The sequence below is a fragment of the Nostoc sp. CHAB 5715 genome (assembly GCF_020829685.1).
Classification (GTDB): domain Bacteria; phylum Cyanobacteriota; class Cyanobacteriia; order Cyanobacteriales; family Nostocaceae; genus Nostoc.
In genome coordinates, this window is sequence record NZ_JAIVFR010000017.1 from 1 (window position 1) to 18,040 (window position 18,040).

The following is an 18,040-nucleotide window of genomic DNA, read 5'->3' on the forward strand; positions in this document are numbered from 1 at the left end:
AATTACAGCTTTCATCTCGGTTGCAAATTTTGGATTTTAAATCGCCAAATTACACCTCAACACTTCTGGTCAGGAAGCAATGCCAAAGCGACTTCTCAACCCTGTGAGTGATGGTAAACAACGCCGCATCTTAGATTTTCTAAAGAAACAATCTACAGTAATGCAGCACGGCGTAAATAAACATACCATTTCAAATGGTGCAAGAAGCTCGGAATACAATTATGCGTTACTTTTGACTTCCGCCTTGCGGTACTAGTTTTTATCAAAAAGCAGTGTAATGTTTTCTCTATCAGACGCTACGCGTAGCTTGCTTCTTTGCAGAGTAAGTTTCTACGATGGATACTGCAAATAATCATACAAAAATCTTTTTAATTAATCAGTGGCGATAATTTCCAATAGCATTTTTCTTTCAAAAAGCAAACGTGTTACTTTTGATGACTTTGTAATTTTAGTAGTATCAATTCGATATTGATGCCGGTAATTAATTGCCTAAATGCAACAATTAAGTTAAGTCGGAGCAGAGTCAGCCGCTCCTTAGAAATTTGAAGAATTTACACTTAAGTCTTACTGAATGTTTTAAAGTTAATAAAAAGACACATATTTATTGTAAAAAGTGCAAAATCCAAAACAAACCCGAATTATCTATACAAAAGATATTTGGATTACGGGAACCGATCATAAACTTTGAAATTCTTCATAAACATAGGCTCTATGTTACCATCTGGATGGTTTTAGACGGATCGTAACTGGCTTTCGAGTATAAACGCCAACGGCCGTAGCGTCTCTAAATTTGGTGGTTGAGGAGAGAATAATAGTGCAAGATAGCATGTCAGTGGCAGAACCGAATCTATATACACAGCGTAACCAGCCACGACCGATCCGCATAGGCGTGATTGGAGTGGGTAACATGGGACAACATCACGCTCGCGTGCTGAGTTCAATGAAAGATGTTGAACTAGTCGGAGTGGCAGATATTAATGTTGAGCGAGGGCTAGAAACTGCCAGCAAGTACAAGGTGCGTTTTTTTGAAGATTACTGTGACCTGCTACCTCTTGTAGAAGCAATTTGTGTAGCTGTTCCCACCCGTCTGCACTATGCCGTGGGCATCAATTGTCTGTTAGCGGGAATTCATGTTCTGATTGAAAAACCGATCGCAGCCAGTATTTCTGAGGCAGAGTCCCTAGTAAATGCCGCAGCTGAGTCTGGGTGTATCCTGCAAGTGGGTCATATTGAGCGTTTTAACCCAGCTTTTAAAGAACTAAGCCAAGTGCTTAAAACTGAAGAATTGCTGGCGCTAGAAGCCCACAGAATGAGTCCTTATTCAGATCGGGCAAACGATGTTTCGGTTGTGCTGGATTTAATGATCCATGACATCGACCTACTTTTGGAATTAGCTGCTTCCCCAGTCACGAAATTGACTGCTAGCGGTACTCGCGCCCTAGACTCTGGTTATTTAGATTACGTAACTGCCACCTTGGGGTTTGCCAATGGTATTGTTGCTACTCTGACCGCCAGTAAAGTTACCCACCGAAAAATTCGTCGGATTGTCGCCCATTGCAAAAATTCATTCACTGAGGCAGATTTTCTCAAGAATGAAATTTTGATTCACCGACAAACGACTGCCAATTCTCTCACCGACCACCGACAAGTACTTTACAGGCAAGATGGTGTAATTGAAAAAGTCTACACCAGCAATATTCAACCCTTAAGTGCAGAATTAGAGCATTTTGTCAACTGTGTACACGGTGGCAATCAACCCTCAGTAGGTGGTGAACAAGCTCTCAAAGCTCTGAGACTGGCAAGTTTGATTGAGCAGATGGCGCTGGAAGATCGAGTTTTAAATCCATTAGACTGGCAATCGGAACCAAGAGTCCAATCATTGACCCCGACAGCCTAGAAGAAGAAGGGATGAGGGGGATGAGGGGGACAAGGTAAAATTTTCTCCCTGCTCTCCCACAGGCGCAACCTCACAACCTCAGAAGAAAACCCTAGAGTATGTTTTTAAATTTGCCATCAATCTTTAGATCCTCCCTAGTCCTTTTAAAAAACCGACTAAGGGGGATCTAAAAAATAAGAAAATAAAATCTGGTGGTTGGTTTCATTAATTTTGTCAGGTTCGCAGTGAGCGATAAATGGCTCAATTTCAAGGGCTAGAGGTACTTACAAATTTTTATAAACCTCGCAATTAATAAAACAGCCCCCTAGCTTCCACTTGTTTTACTCTGTTTCTTCATTGCAATGCCAACTTTTCGTGCAGCCGAATTACCTTGACTTTAGCAAGCGGGGATAATTACCTTTTAAAAAAGCTAAAGCGGAATCTTAGTCACAGAAATAGTACAGCAATTTCAGGAATTAACTCAATGCTTGAATGGATAACTAATACTATCAACTATTTTGGTTATTGGGGAATCGCCCTACTAATGTTTTTAGAGAACCTTTTTCCCCCGATTCCTTCAGAATTGATCATGCCACTGGCTGGATTTACAGCAAGTCCATATCAACCAGGGGGGGCAAAACTAAATATCATTGGTGTGTTTTTCGCAGGACTTTTGGGTTCTGTATTGGGCGCACTTATTTGGTACTATCCAGGTAAGTTTTTGGGTGAAACCCGTTTGAAAGCTTGGGCTGACAAGTATGGCAAATGGCTGGCTATATCCAGTAAAGATATCACCAAGGCTAAAGAGTGGTTTAACCGACAAGGTAGAAAAGCAGTATTAATTGGTCGCCTTGTGCCAGGAATTCGCACCTTGATTTCTGTTCCCGCAGGTATCAGCAATATGCCCTTGCTGCCATTCTTATTTTACACAACATTGGGTAGCGCGGCTTGGGTGGGTTTGTTAACATACTCAGGATACATATTGGGTAGTCAGTATGAACTTGTGGACAAGTACCTTGCTCCTGTATCTAAAATCGTACTTGGCGGTTTGGTTCTAGCATTTGTTTTCTGGATATTTAAGCGCCAGTTAAGACGTACTAGAAGATGAAACACGGACGCTTTTGGTTTGAAAGCAGTGAAAGCAGGGGTTACATCTGGCCAAAATTCGCCTACACTATGCCAAATAATACTAGATGTGCGTTAGCAAAGCTTATCGGAGGTATCGCCGGAATCCGAATTAATCTTTGGCGTATTTCTAGCTACACTTGACGCAACCTAGAATTTCTGGTTGCTCGCATTTTTGTAAGATGAGCATGACAACTTTTTACAGTTAAGTTTGAACTAGGAGCTTTCATGACAGACCAACCTTCCGCCGCTACCCCCATCAATGCTGCTGCTATACCCATGAATAGAGTATCAGCATCGACTCCCATCAATGCTGTTAATACTCCTCCCAAGACAGGCGGTGTTCCAGGGAAAACCATTCTCAGTGTTGATTTAGGCAGAACTTCCACAAAAACTTGTGTGAGTCGTGAACCCGGTAATGTGGTGTTCGTACCTGCCAACGTCAAGCAGATGTCAATAGAACAAGTACGCGGCGGTGTTTTTGAAGCTAGGGCTACTGACCCCTTAATGGATTTGTGGCTGGAGTATCAAGGAAATGGATATGCTGTTGGTCAATTAGCAGCAGATTTTGGGGCAAATCTAGGAGTAGGCCAATCTAAGGTAGAGGCTGCACTGGTAAAAGTATTAGCAAGTGCTGGCTACTTCAAACTTAGAGACGATATCTCAGTTGTACTGGGTTTGCCTTTTCTTTCTTTAGAGCAATTTGAAAAGGAAAAAGCACAGTTGATTAGCCAAGTAGGCGGCCCTCATGTGTTGAACTTCCGAAGCGAATCTATATCGCTCAACGTCAGTAAGGTATGGGTAATGCCAGAAGGCTACGGCAGCCTGCTGTGGTCTGAAGCTCAACCGAAAAAAAGTCCTGGTAGTCCCGATTTTACAAAAATATCGGTGGCGATCGTTGATATTGGACATCAAACCGTCGATCTTTTGATGGTAGATAACTTCCGTTTTGCCAGAGGTGCTTCTAAGAGTGAAGACTTCGGTATGAACAAGTTTTATGAATTGGTGTCCGCCGAAATCGAGGGAGCAGATAGTCAATCTCTAGCTCTGATTTCCGCTGTGAACAAACCCAGAGGTGAACGCTTTTACCGTCCTAAAGGCGCTAGCAAGCCCACCAACCTAGACGATTTTCTTCCCAACCTCACGGAGATGTTTTCGCGCGAAATCTGTAGCCGTGTGCTAGCCTGGTTGCCAGAACGTGTTACCGATGTGATTCTTACTGGTGGGGGTGGTGAGTTCTTCTGGGACGACGTTCAACGTCTACTCAAAGAAGCAAAGATTAATGCTCATTTAGCAGCACCTTCCCGACAAGCGAATGCTTTGGGGCAGTATATTTATGGAGAGGCACAATTATCCTCCAATCGCGCTGCTAGGGCATAAAGCTGATGTTCCAATGGTCAAAAAAGGTAGTTAAATCCGTCACGTTCAACCCAGAGCTTGCTGATGAAAGCTTGTTAGCGCAAGTAGAAAGTTATTTGGACAAACAACCAGACAAGACTTTCAGCGACCTCTGTAAAGAAGCCTTATGGCAATCTTTATGTGTACCGGAACCTGTACAACCTGCTCCACATACAGCAGCAACAACACCGATTGAACAGCAAATCGGTGAACTGCAACGTCAAGTGGCTGGACTTGAGGAACGTTTTTTGGCCAAGGGATCTAATCGTTTGGAGGCAATGGAACACCATCTACTGCAACTTTCTCAACAAGTTGCACAACTAGCGCTCATAGTCAATGAGCGATCGCTGATTCAGTCTCCTACTCAATTAGAAGTAGTAAATAATACTTCTTATACTGTTGCTACCCCTCCTCAAGAGGTTGACCCCGTAATCAGTCGCCTTAGTCAGTTTCTTGATGATTTTTAAGAAACAACCGGGTTTGTGAGCAGTTTTTGCTCCTCTTAACAATCCTTAATATATAATATGATTAAGGATTGTTAATGTTTATATTTGTGTAGATGAAGCGATCGCTCATAATAGCGAATCATCAGAGCAATCCCAGTTGATCTGTTTTGGTATTCCTGTTATCAATTGGGATTCGTCAAGCTATGCCTAATTTTCAAGATTGCATGAAGAATAATTTATAACCATTTGTAATCTGTACGCCTTACTTCAGCAAGCTCTGGGCAGATTATGATAGAAATCTAAGGCTTTCTGAGAAAGGCGATCGCTCATGACTACTGAGACAAATCCAGCAGCCATTGTGGACTGGGAACCCCCCACCCCACCTACAGATTTAATTTTTGATGATGGTGAACCCTTGGAATCAAATCGCCACCGCATTGCGATGAATGTGTTGATTCGGTCATTGCAACAAGCTTGGGCTGATCGCAATGATTTCTTCACTGGAGGCAATATGTTTATTTACTACAGCAGCACCCAGGTTCGTAACCGTGATTTCCGAGGCCCAGATTTCTTTGCGGTGTTAAATGTTGACGGCAATAACTCTAGACAGGGTTGGGTAGTCTGGGAAGAAAATGGTCGTTATCCTGATGTAATCGTGGAATTAATGTCACCATCTACGGCAGCAATAGACAAGGGTATTAAGAAAAATCTTTACGAACAAACCTTCCGTACCTCAGATTATTTTGTTTATGATCCCTTTGATCCTAATTCTTTGCAGGGGTGGCATTTAGATGATAATCAGCAGTATCAGCCTTTGACACCAAATGAGTGTGGGTGGCTATGGTGTAAGCGTTTAGATTTTTGGCTAGGGACGAGTGAAGGAACAATAGACAGAGAAACGGCGGTATGGTTGCGGTTTTACGATGTGGCTGGTAATTTGGTTTTGTTACCAGAGGAAGTTGCAACTGCACAAGCACAAGCTGCAACTGCACAAGCACAAGCTGCAACTGCACAAGCACAAGCTGCAACTGCACAAGCACAAGCTGCTGCTGCAAGAGAGGAAGCCGCAGTTGCACAGGCGGCTCGTTTAGCGGCTAGATTAAGAGAACTAGGGGAAAATCCAGATATGTTGTGAATTTTGGCTTTTTTGATTTGTTTGGACTACAGTTTTGAGTTGTACATATTCATCAGTGCCAGGTTTTTGTTGAAATCCTTGATTGCTCCGATTGATTATTGGAGCATTTTTTCTTTGAGATACTCTTAAAACCTATTTTGTAGGAGTAATACATGAAGAGACAAGTAATTATTTATCCAGGAGAAGACGGTTACTGGGTGGCTGAATGTCCTAGCTTACCTGCTTGTATAGCAGCAGTCCTAAATCATTTGTGAAAATTATATATCTCTTTTTTCTTTCTTATCTTTGCGTCCTTGGCGTTCTTGGCGGTTCGTTTCCTTATCTATATTTTTCACGACTCCTGCAAGGATTGCTATATTAGCCAAGGGAAGACGAAAACAGAAGCTATTGGCAATATCAAGGAAGCTATGGAATTATATATGGAAGTGTTAAAAGAAGAAGGTCGGCTGATTCTAATCGATTTGCTGTAAATGAAAAACTGGGTGCGATCGCTTGGAAATATCAGAATGAGCAGTGCAATCGCTATGTTAAATATGGGATGCGATCGCAATTTTGAAATATCAGAATTAGTAAGTGCGATCACTATGTTAAATATGGGATGCGATCGCTATTTTGAAATATCAGAATGAGTCAGTGCGATCGCTATTTTGAAATATCAGAATGAGTCAGTGCGATCATTATTAAGTAAAGCTTTAATTTGAAGGTTGAATTGGCACAAATTCATATTTACCTGTGGTAGAATTTTGTTTAACCTGGACGTAAGACGATGGGACTATTTTTGCGATCGCCTGATGGTAAAAACTGAATTTTTTCCGTCGCACCATCAATTGAAAAATTATAACTGTGTAATAGGCCTTTTGTACGAAGATCCAGCAAAGCATTAGCACTTAGTTATTCTCGTCAAAGTTTCCAGTTTCTTGAAGGCTCTTTATCATCTCTTGACCTTGTTTTGTCAAAAGTAGCTTACCGTAGGCTTCACCAGCTTGTTGCTCTTTTCTACCATTTTGTTTAACCACTACATAGAGAATAATAGGTAATGGATATTCATCACTGTAAACCGCTTCGATATTAACTCGATTACGGTTGCCAGCGCGACATTGAGCAGGTGACACGAAGTTTTGTTGTTGGTATGGATAGATGGTTCTACCATTATCGTTAATAATAGATAAAGTCTTAACTCTACAGTGTGGTACTACCTCTGAGATTTGGCCTATAAAGATTCCTCCGGGTTCCGCAATGATATTTTCGAGTCCTATAGTAAGTGTCTTAACATAGTTAATATTTCTTTCACTAAAGTTTTGAATTTCTAAAATTTTTTTTAACTCTTCAGTGGTGCCTGAACTATCATCACGCACATAAACCTTAATTGGGATATCTGCGAAAGCGCCAGCTTGTCTCCAGTTATCAATCTTACCACTGAAGATTTCACTTAATTGTTTTTTGGTCAGAGCGTTGATCGTTAATTTGGGGTTAACGACTACTGCTAAACCGCTTTTAACAACTGAAATTCCTTTAAGAGTAAAACCCCTTGTTTTAGCTTTGAAGTTATCTTCAGAGGAAACATCACGGGATGATAGAGCAAAATCCAGCCCATCCTGTCCACCATCTATTAACTTCTCAATACCTATTCTAGAACCCAATACCAAGTCTTCTCTTATTTTTATATCAAACTGACGATGAGCATTTTTAATTTCTGATTCTAGCTTTGGGTAGATAAAAGCCCAATAAGTGCTACCGCCTTCTGTAAATGTTCCTTCAGGTACGTTGGGGACTTCTACAAATTGATTGATAACTTCTCTTTTTGGAGGTGAGATAACTAGACGAGATTCTTGAGCCGGCTTAATAAGCCATGCTGCCGCAGCGCCAATAATAACTCCTATACTCAACATTCCTATGGATTGAGGAGCTAGATTTAGGATTTTTTTTTGAGAATTTTCAATTAAGGCTGTATCTTCATCCCTAAGTCCTAAATTTTGCTGAAAACGTTTCAAATCAGCGCGAGTATTAGCACTAACAGGGAATTTACCTTTAGTTGTTTGCAGGAACGCCTTTTTATATTCCTCTAAATTTTCTAATTCCTCCTCAATCAATGGGTGGTATAGGTTGCGTTGTTTAAGCAGGTCAATAATGAGCTTCTGCCTTTGCTCCCAAGGATTTTTTACTGCTGAAAATGATTCTTCTTTTTGATTTGTTTCTACTGCCTCATCAGTTTGATAGACTAAGGCTTCCACAAAACCTAAAACTGGGTAGTAAGTAAAAAAGTCCTTATGGGAAAGGTTGTAAATTGGAAAATAGAATGATATTACTGCATCTAAAACCCGTGCTGATTTGTGCATACCCCAATAAGAAATATAGGGTTGCGTGATAACATTGCTAATTTGACTTGTCATTTCTTATTTACCTCGTAAAGTGTCAGTTCTAATGTTTAAGCTTCAAAGAAACTACACAACTGGAGCTACTAACTTCAGGTTGAAAATCTTCTCAATGACCTCTTCCACAACTTTATTAGGGGTAGATGCGCCAGAGGTAACTCCCACCACAATTGAACCATCTGGCAACCAATTTTCAGTTACTTTCAAGTCTTCATGTAGTGGTTTGTGTTCAATGCGATTTTCTAAACTGATTCGCTCAGCACTATCGATGTGATAAGAAGGAATACCTTGGTTGAGGGCAATTTCTTGCAGGTGAGTCGTATTAGAAGAGTTAAAGCCACCAATTACAACCATCAAGTTCAGCTTTTCGTCCACCAATTGGAACATAGCATCCTGACGTTCTTGAGTAGCGTCGCAGATGGTGTTGAAGCTGAGGAAGTGCTGATTTAGGTTAGTAGGACCATACTTCTTCATCATTGTGCGCTCAAACAGTTTGCCAATCTGCTCAGTCTCGCCCTTAAGCATTGTTGTTTGATTGGCAATACCAACCCGTTCTAAATCGGTGTCAGGATTGAAGCCAATAGAACAGGTTTTGCTGAATTTAGCCATGAATTCATCACGGTTTCCACCTTTAAGGATGTAATTGCAGACATACTCTGCTTCTGCCAAGTTCAGTACTACTAAATACTTGTCAGCAAATGAACTAGTAGTAATCGTTTCTTCGTGCTTGTACTTTCCGTGGATGATTGAGGTGTAATTAACTTTTTTGTGCTTCTCAACCGTATTCCATACTTTAGAAACCCAGGGGCAAGTTGTGTCCACAATTGTGCAGCTTTTTTCGTGAAGGATCTGCATTTCTTGGACACTGGCACCAAAGGCAGGTAGAATTACAACGTCCTCCTTTGTCACGACTGAGAAGTCTTTGTGGCTATTCTCCACAGGGATGAATTCTACCTGTATATCCCGCAGATTCTGATTTACTGAAGGATTGTGGATAATTTCATTGGTAATCCAGATGCGTTTATTGGGAAAGTGCTGTCGGGTTTCATAAGCCATAGCAACCGCTCGCTCTACACCCCAACAAAAGCCAAACGCTTCTGCTAATCGAATTGTGACTTCACCTCGTTGCAGCGTATAGTTGTTTTCCCGGATTTGTTGAATCAAATCACTTTGATACTCTGAGTGCAGGATATTTGCAACTTCCGCTTCCCGACCAAATCCTTTGCGATGGTAGTACTCAGAACTATGAAGTAACCGTCTGAAGGCTTTAGTGTCCATTTGTTGTCTGTTTTTGAGATTAGTATGCAACATTTTTGTGTTGTCTTGTCAATTTCAACCGACTGCTGACTGTCTATTCAGTTGTTCAGCTAACTTTAAGGATCAATCCAGCGCCCGTCTGCCTTAATTAGGTTAATTAACTCCTCAACGCCTTGAGATTCAGGGACTTTTTTGATTTCTTCTCTGCCACGATATAGAGAGATATAACCAGCCTGCTTACCAACATAACCGTAGTCAGCATCTGCCATTTCCCCAGGACCGTTGACAATGCAACCCATGACTGCGATATCTAGACCAGTAAGATGTTTGGTTGCTTCACGGACTTTGTGCAGCACTTCTTCAAGATTAAACAAAGTACGACCACACGAAGGGCAAGCAACATACTCCACCATCGTTTTCCTTAAACCCAGTGCTTGCACAATGCTATAGCAGACGGGAATTTCTTTTTCCGGGGCTTCCGTAAGTGATACTCGAATTGTATCCCCAATCCCTTCAGCTAGAAGTGTGGCAATACCAGCGGTGGATTTGATGCGTCCGTATTCACCATCCCCGGCTTCTGTTACCCCTAGATGTAGGGGATAATCCATACCTAGCTCATCCATGCGCTGTGCCATTAGGCGATAAGCGGCAAACATCACAGGCACCCGTGACGCCTTCAGGGAAATAACCAAGTTGTGGAAATTTAGAGATTCGCAAATGCGAATGAATTCTAAAGCAGATTCTACCATACCTTCAGGAGTATCGCCATAGGTAAATAGCATCCGCTCAGCAAGGGAACCGTGATTAACACCAATCCGCATGGCTTTGCCCTGATCACGTAACGAAACTACGAGAGGTTCGAGAGTTTCACTAATCTTCTCGCCAATTTCGTCAAATTCAGCTTCGGTGTATTCAGTTCTACTAAGTTTTGGCTTTTCAAATACATATAAACCTGGATTAATCCGGACTTTATCAACGTACTGTGCCACTTCCAAGGCAATCTTCATGCCATTGTGGTGAACATCAGCTGCCAGCGGTACATCCAGGTAGGTTTCGAGCAATTTCTGCTTGATTTCAGCCAAGGCTTTAGCGTGAGCCATACTAGGCACGGTGACACGCACAATTTCACAACCAATTTTATGGAGGCGAATAATAGCAGCTACCGAACCCTCTATATCCAAAGTATCCTCATTGATCATGGACTGCACCACTACAGGGTAACCACCACCAATTGTGACGTGACCAACGCGAACGGGACGGGTTTTACGACGGACGATAGTGGTATCAGTCAAAAGTTGCACAGGAAAGGAGTTGGAAGTGGTCGGAGATGGGATAGTGTACATAAGTTCATGCTCTTGCTGGTCAAGGTTCAGATTCAACACAATAAAAGAAACTACCTAATGAGATTTGCCTCTTGAGAAAGTTTTGGCAATGAAACTGTAAAAGCTCTTCTTACTGTTTCGGCAATTTGTGGACTAGTTAAGCCTAGGCTTGCTTTGGATTCCTCTGGAGTTGCGTGCTCAACTAACTGATCAGGGACTCCAATTCGCGTCACTGGCACCAATACACCTCGATCTAGTAATGCTTCTGCTACAGCCGAGCCAAAGCCCCCCATTAAGCAACCTTCTTCTAGTGTGACGACGCGACCAATTCGCTTAGCTAGGGGCACAATCAAATCAATATCGAGGGGTTTAGCAAAGCGGGCATTAATCACTGTGGCTTCAATGCCATACTCCCTCAAAATCATAGCTGCTTGCATGGCTGGGTAAACCATTGAGCCAAAGCCTACCATCAGGACGTCGTCACCGTGCCGTAGAATTTCACCTTTACCAATTGGCAGAGCCTCCCACCCTTCTTCCATTAAAGAGACGCCGTAACCATTACCGCGCGGGAACCGCATCGTAATTGGTCCATCGGTGTATTCTATGCCAGTGACAACCATTTGCTGGAGTTCGGCTTCATCTTTAGGAGCCATTAAGACCATGTTGGGGATGCAACGTAAATATGCGATGTCGTACATTCCCTGGTGGGTAGGACCATCAGCTCCGACAATTCCAGCTCTGTCCATACAGAAGAACACTGGTAAATTCTGTATGCAGACATCGTGAATTATTTGATCGTAAGCACGTTGCAGAAAAGTGGAGTATATTGCAACGACAGGACGCATGCCTTCACAAGTTAAGCCAGCCGCTAGGGTAACGCCATGTTGTTCGGCAATACCGACATCAATATATTGATTGGGCAATTTTGCTTGTAGTTTGTCTAACCCTGTTCCTGTTGCCATTGCAGCAGTGATCCCAATGATTTTTGGATTTTGTTCAGCGAGTTTGACAAGAGTGTGGGCAAAAACTTTAGAGTAGGCGGGGAGTTTGGGTTTGTTGGAGGGGTAAGCTTTGCCAGTACCAAGATTGAAGGGGTTTTGGGCATGATAGCCTACTTGGTCTTTTTCAGCAACTTCATAACCTTTACCCTTGACTGTTGCCACATGCACTAAAACTGGTCCTGGTATTTGATGTGCCTGTTGGAAGGTAGCAATCAATTCTTCAAGATTGTGACCATCCACAGGTCCGATGTAGGTAAAGCCAAGTTCCTCGAATACCGCCCCGACTTTGGACACTGCCAAACGCTTCATCCCTTCTTTGAGGCGTCCTAGTTCTGGAGATAAAGAGCTACCTACAAAAGGTATCTGTTTGACTTGTTCCTTAATATTGTCTGACAAAAACTGTACTGGTTCACTCAAGCGCATCTTGTTAAGATACCGAGAAAGTGCACCAACATTGGGGGAGATAGACATTTCATTGTCATTAAGAACTACCAACAGGTTTGTTTTGGGTAAGTGACCTGCATGGTTAATTGCTTCCAAAGCCATACCACCAGTCAGTGCCCCATCGCCAATCACAGCTACTGCTTTAAAGTCTTCGCCTTTGGAATCTCGCGCTAACGCCATGCCTAGGACTGCAGAGATACTGGTGGAAGCGTGTCCAGCCCCGAAGTGATCGAACTTGTTTTCACAGCGCTTGAGGTATCCTGCAATTCCATCTTTTTGCCGCAGCGTGTGAAAGCGATTATAACGACCAGTAATCAATTTATGCGGATAAGCTTGGTGACCCACATCCCAAATCACTTTATCGCGATCCAGATCTAGAGTCTGGTAAAGCGCTAGCGTCAGTTCCACGACACCCAAACCAGGACCAAGGTGACCACCACTAGTTGCTACAGTTTGTAAGTGCTTTTCTCGAATTTGAGATGCGATTTCCTGGAGTTGATCAATTGACAGACCGTGTAACTGGTTTGGATGAGTCAAGTCTTTGATGTGCATATACGTTTCCTCTAATAAGCGAGTGACTTTGAATGAAATGATAGGAAGACGCAAGAGTGGTCTTAATATCAAAAAAATCAAGCGTTACTTCATTCAACGAACGAGTTTGGTTTGCAAACAGATTTTTCTGTTTTGTTTGCTGTCAGGTACATTTAAGTGTGCTATTTGTCATGCCAAGAACCATTGTTATTACAAGCGATCGCTTGGTCGGTTTGCAGTGTTGTGTCATTTAGTTTCAAGTCTTGAACGTGTTAGTGAATCTATGAAATAGTCTGTCAAAATTCACATTCTTGTATGAAACTATTTTGTATCTCCTGCTAGACTACTTACCAATGTGTAGCCAGTCTGAGCCAGTGTGTACAATTCCTGCGATCGCAACAGAATATAAAACAACGCTGATGAAAGAGTAAATTAAGAATAATCCAGAATTCATTCTGAATAACTTCATCGTTACTGTCAAAGGCCACACACCAATCAGGGGAACACCCAGTACAATAAACCCAATTCCGTAACTATCTATCCAGTTTTTCAAGCGTTGTGATGATAACTTTGCGAACCATTCTTGGACTTTTGGTATTCTATTTAGACGCTCGTAACCAAAATTTAATAGTAGAACAGGGGCGTAATTACCTATTACCGAAAAAACCACAGTAGAGAAGTAATCAAGACCCATACCAATGCCAATAGGAACGGCTGTATAGATTTCCAAAACAGGCAAAAATGCAATGAACCCAACCAAAAATGCTTTTGATATGTACTCTACCATATTTGCCTCTTTTCTACTTGACTGGTTAGGTAAAATCAACCTAACTCAGTCAATATTGGTAGACGGATATTCGATGTTAGTAAACTGTGGTTTTCCAACCAAGCCCATCCGTTACCCAAATAAATTTATGACCTTGTCTTGATATAAAATCAAATAGTGTTTTGTATTCTCCGGCCGTAGATTTAAGTTTAGAACCGCCTCCGCTATAAAAATTAGCTTCTATTAGATAAAGATTGTTTTGATTTTTAACTGCAAAATCAAAACGACGGCTTGATTTATCGGATTGAACATTAATATTCCATTGAGCTTGTATTTTTTGAGATGTAGCTTGTGGAATCAGCAAAAAATTATTTTGTTGACATATTGTGCTAATCAAGTTTCCTAATACTATCTCCATCGTCGTTCCACCACGGTTTTTTCTACCATTACTATCTAAACCAACCTCTATACCCAGAACATAATCTGGTATGCTTTTAATATTTTTGTTTTTAAATAATTCTAAAACTCCTGTGTTTTTGGTAAACTCTAAAATATCATTAATCTCTAGTTGAGATAATGAATCTTTTCTTTTAAAATTAAAAGATTTATATACAAAATTACCACTTGTATAATCTGTTAATATTTTAAAATTTGTAGTACGACAAGCTATTAAAATTGGGATGGCGCTAATAATTTGAGGATGTTGTTGTAAAAGCAGCCTAAATTCATTTTCTATATCATTCTTTCCAACTAGATAGTTAAGTGTATTTAAATTAATTTCTACATCATTAAATTTTCTTAAAACTTTTTGCCAGTCAACGAAATAGTTCCAGACACTTATGGAATCTGTCAGTGTATTTTGAAAATGTTGGAAAACTTCAGTTTCATTTGAACAATTCAAATATGTTTGGAAAATGGAATTAAATTTCATCTATTGTTTAACTTATTATCTAATAATTCATAATTAATAGTTCATTAATTGAGTTTCGCTTTAACGCATTGCTATTGATATTGCGTGTGGCCCTAACCCTCTCTATTTGATAACCACCATAAGCATCCTCAAAAAAATTATCGTTTATACTTTCATTTTTAGGGTCGGAGTTACTAAGCATGATTAATGCACCCTTGTTATCTAGTTTATTAAAATAATCTCGTAACCTTAATTGTTCAGAATCATTAAATGACTGCTGTGAATAAGATGTAAACTTAGATGTATTACTAATTGGTCTATAAGGAGGGTCAAAATAAACGAATGTTTGATCATCAACAAACCTTTCACATTCAGTAAAATCTCCATGATAAATTTGAGTATTTTGTAGAATTTTAGCCACAGATTTCAAATTTACAGAATTGTAAATATTCGGCTTTTTATATCTACCTGCTGGAACATTAAAATCACCTTTAGAATTGACACGAAAAAGTCCATTAAAACAAGTTTTGTTCAAAAAAATAATTTGGGCAGTTCTTTCTAACCATTCACAATGGTAATGCTCTAAGTTAAGGTATTTTTTTCGATTGTTAAATTGTGTTCTTATTTGATAATAATATTTGCTTTTTTCACTTTCATCAAAAGACAAATATTTCGTTGTCATTCTAGATAAGATTTCAATCAAATCATCTACATGATATTGAATCGTCTTGTATGCTATGACTAATTCTGCATTTATATCAGAAATAAATAATTCTTGAATATTATATTTATGTGCTACATAGAAAAAGACTGCGCCACCTCCTATAAAAGGTTCGATGTACCTTTTGATTGACCCGTTAAATAATTCATTTGGAAAAAAATTGTTTATTTGCTCGATTAACTGGCTTTTACCACCAGCCCATTTCAAAAAAGGCTTTGGAACTGTTGGAATCGTTGAGAGAGTTAGAACCATTGGCTTAACCTGTACAGATGTCGCAAACTCTTTTAGCATTAGTTCAAACGTACTATTTTTTAGAATAGCATAAATTAATCTAATTACCCAAATTGAAAACAAATTTGCCGAAAAATTAAGATTTATTTTAAAAAAGCAACAGTAATGTTGTTAAAATCAGAACCTAGATTCCAATCAGGAACAAGGTTTGAGCGATGCTTACGCCTACACACCGCAGCTAAAACCCTTACAAGTCTTCACTTCATCAGGGATACAACTTTTGAGACAATCAGAAACGATTTAATAATAATCAAGCACTTATAGTTCACTTTTTTCGGACTCCGTGTTATTTCTGTTGAAAAGGGAGAACACAAACATGAAATTAGCTTACTGGATGTATGCAGGCCCAGCCCACATCGGCACTCTGCGAATCGCTAGCTCTTTTAAAAATGTCCATGCGATCATGCACGCCCCACTTGGCGATGACTACTTTAACGTCATGCGCTCCATGCTATCGCGCGAGAGGGATTTTACTCCAGTGACAACCAGTGTCGTTGACCGCAACGTTTTAGCACGCGGTTCTCAAGAGAAAGTGGTAGATAACATCACCCGCAAGGATGCCGAGGAACACCCAGATTTGATTGTGTTAACTCCCACCTGCACCTCCAGCATTTTGCAAGAAGACTTGCACAACTTTGTCGAACGGGCGCAGCTGGAAGCAAAAGGAGACGTAATGCTGGCGGATGTGAACCACTACCGCTACAACGAACTGCAAGCAGCCGATCGCACTCTCGATCAAATCGTCCAATACTACATTGAAAAAGCCCGGAGGCGGGGCGAATTGGCACAGGGCAAAACAGCAAAGCCCTCGGTTAACATTATCGGTACTACAACCCTTGGTTTCCACAATAATCACGACTGTACCGAACTGAAACGGTTGATGGCTGACTTGGGAATTGAGGTAAATACCTTAATTCCCGAAGGTGCTTCGGTGAATGACTTGAAGAAGATGCCTAAAGCTTGGTTCAACCTAGTACCTTACCGTGAACTTGGTTTAACCACAGCTCGTTACCTGGAAGAACAATTCGGCACACCTTATATAGACATTACTCCAATGGGCGTAGTGGAAACTGCCCGTTGTATTCGCAAGATTCAGCAGGTAATTAACGCTCATAGTTCGACTTCGCTCACTATAAAAGGCGCAGAAGTTGACTATGAAGACTTCATCAATGAGCAAACCCTGCATGTCTCTCAGGCTGCTTGGTTCTCCCGTTCGATTGACTGTCAAAACTTGACTGGCAAAAAAGCTGTAGTCTTTGGTGATAATACCCACGCCGCCGCCATTACCAAGATTCTGGCGCGAGAAATGGGGATTCATGTTGTTTGGGCTGGAACCTATTGCAAATATGATGCAGACTGGTTCCGCGAACAGGTTAGTGAGTATTGCGATGAAGTGTTAATTTCCGAAGATCATGGTGAAATTGGGGATGCGATCGCTCGTGTCGAACCCTCTGCCATTTTCGGCACGCAAATGGAACGCCACGTTGGTAAACGCTTAGATATTCCCTGCGGCGTAATTGCTGCACCAATCCACGTCCAAAACTTCCCTATTGGTTACAAACCATTTATGGGTTACGAAGGCACGAATCAGATTACAGATTTGATCTACAATTCCTTCACTTTGGGAATGGAAGATCACCTGTTAGAAATCTTCGGTGGTCATGATACCAAAGAAGTTATTACTAGAGGAATTTCTGCTGATTCTGATTTGAATTGGACAAAAGATGGTCAAGCAGAATTGAATAAGATTCCTGGATTTGTTCGCGGTAAAGTGAAGCGTAATACTGAGAAATTTGCCCGCGATCGCGGTTTTAAGGAAATCAATGCTGAAGTTTTGTACGCCGCGAAAGAAGCTGTCGGGGCTTAGTTTCGGAATTAGCAATTAATTAAATTAAAGGGTGTCCTATATGGATGCCCTTTTTGCTTATATATCCCTGATTTTCTCATCATGGATGTAATATGCCAATCCGTCATAATTTCGTATTTTTGGCTGTTAAATTAAAAATCATAAATTGGTTAAAAATAACATAATGAAAATGCCATCAGGTTTAATAATTCAAGATGAAAAAATAACTAAATACCTACTTGTTTATCAACCTCAAAGTGATAAATCAAGATATCTAGCTTTAGCAGGATATAATCTTGACAACTGGGAACTTCTTAAGAACGATATAATAAATGCTGTAAAAGGTTCTGAAATTGCAAAAGCCACCCCTAGTGATTGGGGGACTCAGTTTGAGGTTAAAAGCGAGTGGTCTGGGCCTAGTGGTCGATTAATTAAGGTAATTACTATCTGGCAACAAGATGAAGAAACAGAATTTGTTAGATTTATAACACTATATCCTGATAAATCACGGGAGAATTAAACGATGACAACAGCTAGTTTATTTCAGTGGGTAGAACTGAAGCAGGATGTTCCTAACAGCATTTATTATATCGTTCTTA

The 18,040-nt window shown here is 40.7% G+C and carries 16 protein-coding genes; 9 read left to right on the plus strand and 7 right to left on the minus strand.

The window, feature by feature from the left end; translation table 11 throughout:
• The first annotated feature begins 814 nt into the window (after positions 1-814).
• From LC574_RS01950 to LC574_RS37700, 7 genes are all read left to right on the plus strand, one after another.
• Positions 815-1,897 (plus strand): Gfo/Idh/MocA family protein, encoded by a 1,083-nt coding sequence (locus LC574_RS01950; protein ID WP_229451253.1) that lies wholly within the window; start codon positions 815-817, stop codon positions 1,895-1,897.
• Positions 1,898-2,360: 463 nt separating this feature from the next.
• Complete coding sequence (locus LC574_RS01955; protein ID WP_229451254.1) at positions 2,361-2,984, plus strand: DedA family protein; 624 nt, start codon at positions 2,361-2,363, stop codon at positions 2,982-2,984.
• A 245-nt stretch (positions 2,985-3,229) separates the two neighbouring features.
• Positions 3,230-4,381, plus strand: a complete 1,152-nt coding sequence (locus tag LC574_RS01960) for a ParM/StbA family protein (RefSeq protein ID WP_229451255.1) — start codon at positions 3,230-3,232, stop codon at positions 4,379-4,381.
• A 5-nt stretch (positions 4,382-4,386) separates the two neighbouring features.
• Positions 4,387-4,866, plus strand: a complete 480-nt coding sequence (locus LC574_RS01965) for a plasmid segregation centromere-binding protein ParR (protein ID WP_229451256.1) — start codon at positions 4,387-4,389, stop codon at positions 4,864-4,866.
• Between the two features lie 307 nt (positions 4,867-5,173).
• The gene (locus LC574_RS01970; protein WP_229451257.1) at positions 5,174-5,980 is read left to right on the plus strand and encodes a Uma2 family endonuclease; all 807 of its coding nucleotides are present in this window, start codon (positions 5,174-5,176) and stop codon (positions 5,978-5,980) included.
• Between the two features lie 152 nt (positions 5,981-6,132).
• Positions 6,133-6,234: a type II toxin-antitoxin system HicB family antitoxin gene (locus LC574_RS01975; protein ID WP_229451258.1), complete on the plus strand. Its 102-nt coding sequence runs from the start codon at positions 6,133-6,135 to the stop codon at positions 6,232-6,234.
• A 252-nt stretch (positions 6,235-6,486) separates the two neighbouring features.
• Positions 6,487-6,609 (plus strand): hypothetical protein, encoded by a 123-nt coding sequence (locus tag LC574_RS37700; RefSeq protein WP_267871362.1) that lies wholly within the window; start codon positions 6,487-6,489, stop codon positions 6,607-6,609.
• Positions 6,610-6,867: 258 nt separating this feature from the next.
• On the opposite strand, the gene LC574_RS01980 is transcribed toward LC574_RS37700, so the two are convergent.
• From LC574_RS01980 to LC574_RS02010, 7 genes are all read right to left on the minus strand, one after another.
• Positions 6,868-8,370, minus strand: coding sequence for a PstS family phosphate ABC transporter substrate-binding protein (locus LC574_RS01980; RefSeq protein ID WP_229451259.1), 1,503 nt, complete (start codon positions 8,368-8,370; stop codon positions 6,868-6,870).
• Between the two features lie 51 nt (positions 8,371-8,421).
• Positions 8,422-9,630, minus strand: coding sequence for a 4-hydroxy-3-methylbut-2-enyl diphosphate reductase (locus LC574_RS01985; RefSeq protein WP_229451266.1), 1,209 nt, complete (start codon positions 9,628-9,630; stop codon positions 8,422-8,424).
• Between the two features lie 95 nt (positions 9,631-9,725).
• Positions 9,726-10,952 (minus strand): (E)-4-hydroxy-3-methylbut-2-enyl-diphosphate synthase, encoded by a 1,227-nt coding sequence (gene ispG / locus LC574_RS01990; RefSeq protein ID WP_229451260.1) that lies wholly within the window; start codon positions 10,950-10,952, stop codon positions 9,726-9,728.
• 50 nt (positions 10,953-11,002) lie between these two features.
• A complete protein-coding gene (dxs, locus tag LC574_RS01995) occupies positions 11,003-12,928 on the minus strand; it encodes a 1-deoxy-D-xylulose-5-phosphate synthase (RefSeq protein ID WP_229451261.1) in 1,926 nt (641 codons plus the stop codon).
• A gap of 322 nt (positions 12,929-13,250) precedes the next feature.
• A complete protein-coding gene (locus tag LC574_RS02000) occupies positions 13,251-13,694 on the minus strand; it encodes a small multi-drug export protein (protein WP_229451262.1) in 444 nt (147 codons plus the stop codon).
• 76 nt (positions 13,695-13,770) lie between these two features.
• Positions 13,771-14,604, minus strand: a complete 834-nt coding sequence (locus LC574_RS02005; RefSeq protein ID WP_229451263.1) for a type II restriction endonuclease — start codon at positions 14,602-14,604, stop codon at positions 13,771-13,773.
• Between the two features lie 19 nt (positions 14,605-14,623).
• The gene (locus tag LC574_RS02010) at positions 14,624-15,595 is read right to left on the minus strand and encodes a DNA adenine methylase (RefSeq protein WP_306422073.1); all 972 of its coding nucleotides are present in this window, start codon (positions 15,593-15,595) and stop codon (positions 14,624-14,626) included.
• A 316-nt stretch (positions 15,596-15,911) separates the two neighbouring features.
• On the opposite strand from LC574_RS02010, the gene bchB reads away from it, so the two are divergent.
• Positions 15,912-17,462, plus strand: coding sequence for a ferredoxin:protochlorophyllide reductase (ATP-dependent) subunit B (bchB, locus tag LC574_RS02015; protein ID WP_229451264.1), 1,551 nt, complete (start codon positions 15,912-15,914; stop codon positions 17,460-17,462).
• 163 nt (positions 17,463-17,625) lie between these two features.
• Positions 17,626-17,961 (plus strand): DUF6883 domain-containing protein, encoded by a 336-nt coding sequence (locus tag LC574_RS02020; RefSeq protein ID WP_229451265.1) that lies wholly within the window; start codon positions 17,626-17,628, stop codon positions 17,959-17,961.
• Positions 17,962-18,040 lie beyond the last annotated feature (79 nt).

Bases quoted from the DNA above. Each gene is read 5' to 3' on its own strand.
- LC574_RS01970 (WP_229451257.1), top strand. From the start codon at position 5,174: ATGACTACTGAGACAAATCCAGCAGCCATTGTGGACTGGGAACCCCCC.
- LC574_RS01985 (WP_229451266.1), bottom strand. From the start codon at position 9,630: ATGGACACTAAAGCCTTCAGACGGTTACTTCATAGTTCTGAGTACTAC.
- LC574_RS02010 (WP_306422073.1), bottom strand. From the start codon at position 15,595: ATGCTAAAAGAGTTTGCGACATCTGTACAGGTTAAGCCAATGGTTCTA.
- ispG (WP_229451260.1), bottom strand. From the start codon at position 10,952: ATGTACACTATCCCATCTCCGACCACTTCCAACTCCTTTCCTGTGCAA.
- LC574_RS02005 (WP_229451263.1), bottom strand. From the start codon at position 14,604: ATGAAATTTAATTCCATTTTCCAAACATATTTGAATTGTTCAAATGAA.
- LC574_RS01955 (WP_229451254.1), top strand. From the start codon at position 2,361: ATGCTTGAATGGATAACTAATACTATCAACTATTTTGGTTATTGGGGA.
- LC574_RS37700 (WP_267871362.1), top strand. From the start codon at position 6,487: ATGAGCAGTGCAATCGCTATGTTAAATATGGGATGCGATCGCAATTTT.
- LC574_RS02000 (WP_229451262.1), bottom strand. From the start codon at position 13,694: ATGGTAGAGTACATATCAAAAGCATTTTTGGTTGGGTTCATTGCATTT.
- LC574_RS02020 (WP_229451265.1), top strand. From the start codon at position 17,626: ATGAAAATGCCATCAGGTTTAATAATTCAAGATGAAAAAATAACTAAA.
- bchB (WP_229451264.1), top strand. From the start codon at position 15,912: ATGAAATTAGCTTACTGGATGTATGCAGGCCCAGCCCACATCGGCACT.
- LC574_RS01965 (WP_229451256.1), top strand. From the start codon at position 4,387: ATGTTCCAATGGTCAAAAAAGGTAGTTAAATCCGTCACGTTCAACCCA.
- LC574_RS01980 (WP_229451259.1), bottom strand. From the start codon at position 8,370: ATGACAAGTCAAATTAGCAATGTTATCACGCAACCCTATATTTCTTAT.
- LC574_RS01960 (WP_229451255.1), top strand. From the start codon at position 3,230: ATGACAGACCAACCTTCCGCCGCTACCCCCATCAATGCTGCTGCTATA.
- dxs (WP_229451261.1), bottom strand. From the start codon at position 12,928: ATGCACATCAAAGACTTGACTCATCCAAACCAGTTACACGGTCTGTCA.
- LC574_RS01975 (WP_229451258.1), top strand. From the start codon at position 6,133: ATGAAGAGACAAGTAATTATTTATCCAGGAGAAGACGGTTACTGGGTG.